The organism is Streptomyces scabichelini (assembly GCF_011045015.1).
GTDB classification, from domain to species: domain Bacteria; phylum Actinomycetota; class Actinomycetes; order Streptomycetales; family Streptomycetaceae; genus Streptomyces; species Streptomyces scabichelini.
This window is the reverse complement of sequence record NZ_JAAKZY010000413.1, coordinates 1-3,309: the sequence shown is the minus strand read 5'-3', so window position 1 is coordinate 3,309 and position 3,309 is coordinate 1. Positions and strand designations below refer to the sequence as shown.

At 70.3% G+C, this 3,309-nt stretch carries 3 protein-coding genes; all 3 read left to right on the top strand.

Features of this window, described 5'->3' with window-relative positions:
* Positions 1-1,382 (top strand): complex I 51 kDa subunit family protein (locus G5C60_RS50085; RefSeq protein WP_165270893.1); only part of this gene is annotated, 1,382 nt, incomplete at its 5' end.
* A gap of 70 nt (positions 1,383-1,452) precedes the next feature.
* Complete coding sequence (locus tag G5C60_RS50080; protein ID WP_165270891.1) at positions 1,453-2,313, top strand: 2Fe-2S iron-sulfur cluster-binding protein; 861 nt, start codon at positions 1,453-1,455, stop codon at positions 2,311-2,313.
* A gap of 7 nt (positions 2,314-2,320) precedes the next feature.
* On the top strand, positions 2,321-3,184 hold the full coding sequence (fdhD, locus tag G5C60_RS50075; protein ID WP_165270889.1) for a formate dehydrogenase accessory sulfurtransferase FdhD: 864 nt from the start codon (positions 2,321-2,323) through the stop codon (positions 3,182-3,184).
* Positions 3,185-3,309 lie beyond the last annotated feature (125 nt).

The following is a 3,309-nucleotide window of genomic DNA, read 5'->3' as shown; positions in this document are numbered from 1 at the left end:
CCCAGGGACAGGACGGGACGGGTAGGGGCGGCGGGGGCGAAACCCTCAGGGCCACCTCCGTCGCCGCCCCCGCCACCGTCGAATCCGCCATCCTCGCGGCCACCGCCCCCGGCGCCGCACCCGAGGAACCTCCCGCATCGATGGCCGTCCCCCAGGCGGGCGACCCGTCACTGCTCCTCCTCCACCGCATCGGAGCCGCCGACCCCACCTCCCTCGACGACTACCGCGCCCACAACGGCTACACGGCCCTCCGCCGGGCCTTCGCACTCGGCCCCGCCGGAGTCATCCGCGAGGTCACCGACGCGGGCCTGGTCGGCCGCGGCGGCGCCGCCTTCCCCACCGGCCGCAAATGGCAGGCCACGGCCTCCCAGCCCGACCACCCCCACTACCTCGTCTGCAACGCCGACGAATCCGAGCCGGGCACCTTCAAGGACCGCGTGGTCATGGAGGGCGATCCGTACTCCCTCATAGAGGCGATGACGATCGCGGGCTACGCGGTCGGCGCACACAAGGGCTACCTGTACCTGCGCGGCGAGTACCCGCGCGCACTGGAGCGCCTGGAGCACGCCATCGAGCAGGCACGCGCGCGTGGACTGCTCGGCGACGACATCCTCGGCCAGGGGTACGCGTTCGACATCGAGATCCGGCGCGGCGCGGGCGCGTACATCTGCGGCGAGGAGACCGCCCTCTTCAACTCCATCGAGGGGTACAGAGGAGAGCCCCGCTCGAAACCACCCTTCCCCGTAGAGAAGGGTTTGTTCGGCAAACCCACTGCCGAGAACAACGTCGAGACGCTGGTCAACGTGCTGTCCATCCTCACGATGGGGGCCGAGGCGTACGCGGCGATCGGCACCTCGAAGTCGACGGGCCCCAAGCTCTTCTGCGTGTCGGGAAGCGTCGACCGCCCCGGCATCTACGAGCTTCCGTTCGGCGCGACGCTCGGCGAACTGCTGGAGCTGGCAGGCGTACGCGAACGATTGCGCGCCGTCCTCCTCGGCGGCGCGGCCGGCGGGTTCGTACGGCCCGACGAACTGGACATCCCGCTCACCTTCGAAGGCACCCGGGAGGCCGGCACCACGCTCGGCTCAGGTGTCGTGATGGCCTTCGACGACACCGTTCCCCTCCCCCGCCTGCTCCTCCGTATCGCCGAGTTCTTCCGCGACGAGTCGTGCGGCCAGTGTGTGCCGTGCCGGGTCGGGACCGTGCGCCAGGAGGAGGCGCTGCACCGCATCGTCGAGCGGACGGGCGCGGACGCGGCGTCCGACATCGCCCTGCTCCGCGAGGTGGGCCGTGCCATGAAGGACGCCTCGATCTGCGGTCTCGGGCAGACCGCGTGGAACGCCGTGGAATCCGCCATCGACCGCTTGGGGGCGTACGAATGACCGGAGGCGTGCAAATGACCGCGAACCGCCGCATGGGTGCCCGCACGGGAGCCCGCACAGGAGCCGCCGTATGACCGTGACACCGCTGGGGATTCCCCGCCGTCTGCTGGAGTTCACGCTCGACGGCGAGCCGGTCCGGGCCCCCGAGGGGTCGACGATCCTCGACGCCTGCCGGGCCGCGGGCAAGGACGTGCCGACCCTGTGCCAGGGGGACACCCTGACGCCCAAGAACGCCTGCCGGGTCTGCGTCGTCGAGGTCGAGGGGGCCAGGACCCTTGTCCCGGCCTGCTCGCGCAAGGCCGAGCCGGGCATGGAGGTGCGCACGGACACCGAGCGGGCCCGCCACAGCCGCAAGATCGTCCTCGAACTCCTCGCCTCCTCGGTCGACTTGTCGACGACACCCCAGGTGGCCGAGTGGCTCAAGGAGTACGAGGCGAAGCCGGACCGATTCGGCCCGGACGCGGCCCGGCTGAATGAACAACCAAAGATCGACAACGACCTCTACGTCCGCGACTACGACAAGTGCATCCTCTGCTACAAGTGCGTGGACGCCTGTGGCGACCAGTGGCAGAACACCTTCGCGATCTCCGTCACCGGGCGCGGCTTCGACGCCCGGATCGCGGTCGAGCACGACGCCCCGCTCACGGACTCCGCCTGTGTGTACTGCGGCAACTGCATCGAGGTGTGCCCGACCGGGGCGCTGTCCTTCAAGTCGGAGTTCGACATGCGCGCGGCGGGTACGTGGGACGAGTCGGCGCAGACCGAGACGACCACGGTGTGCGCGTACTGCGGAGTGGGCTGCAACCTCACCCTGCACGTGCAGGACAATGAAATCGTGAAGGTCACCTCTCCGCACGACAACCCGGTGACCCACGGCAACCTCTGCATCAAGGGCCGTTTCGGCTACCAGCACGTACAGAACCGGGGCTGATCAGAAAATGGGACGAGTCACGGAACGACGCAAGGTGATCCGTATCCGGGACGGGGCCGTCTCCACCCGCCCGGACACGCTCGTCGCCGAGGAACCCCTGGAGATCCGGCTGAACGGCAAGCCGCTCGCGATCACGATGCGCACTCCGGGTGACGACTTCGCGCTGGCGGCGGGTTTCCTCGTCAGCGAGGGAGTGCTGGGCGACCAGAAAGAGCTCCAGAACATCGTCTACTGCGCGGGCGCGACGGTGGACGGGTCCAACACGTACAACATCGTCGACGTGAAGACCGCGCCGGGCGTCGTGATCCCCAACATCACTCTCGAACGCAACGTGTACACGACCTCGTCCTGCGGTCTGTGCGGCAAGGCGAGCCTGGACGCGGTGCGTACGACGGCCCGCTGGGCGATCGACGACACGTGCGGCGGCGACACTCCCCCGGTACGGCTCGCACCCGAGCTGCTCGCAAGCCTCCCCGACCGGCTTCGCGCGGCTCAGCGGGTGTTCGACCGGACCGGGGGCCTGCACGCGGCGGCCCTGTTCACCGAGGACGGCGAGCTGCTCGACATCCGCGAGGACGTGGGCCGGCACAACGCGGTCGACAAGCTGGTCGGCCGCGCCCTCCAGAACGGCACGCTCCCGCTCTCCCGCACGGTGCTGCTGGTCTCCGGCCGGGCCTCTTTCGAGCTCGCCCAGAAGGCCGTGATGGCGGGCATCCCGGTCCTGGCCGCCGTCTCGGCGCCCTCGTCGCTGGCCGTGGACCTGGCGGCGGAGACAGGCCTGACCCTCGTCGGCTTCCTCCGGGGCGCCTCCATGAACGTGTACGCGGGCGAACACCGGATCGCCCTGCGGACCGCGGCCGCCCACGGCTGACCGGCTCCCCGCGACACGGCGGCGGGGCCCCGATCGGCGGGGAGCGCCCCCTGCGCCGTGATGGGGCTCCGCCTCAGTCACGCCACGACTGGGGGCTCCGCCCCCAGTCGTGGCGTGACTGAGGC

Excerpts from the sequence above, each read along its gene's own strand:
- G5C60_RS50080 (WP_165270891.1), top strand. The coding sequence starts at position 1,453 with ATGACCGTGACACCGCTGGGGATTCCCCGCCGTCTGCTGGAGTTCACG.
- fdhD (WP_165270889.1), top strand. The coding sequence starts at position 2,321 with ATGGGACGAGTCACGGAACGACGCAAGGTGATCCGTATCCGGGACGGG.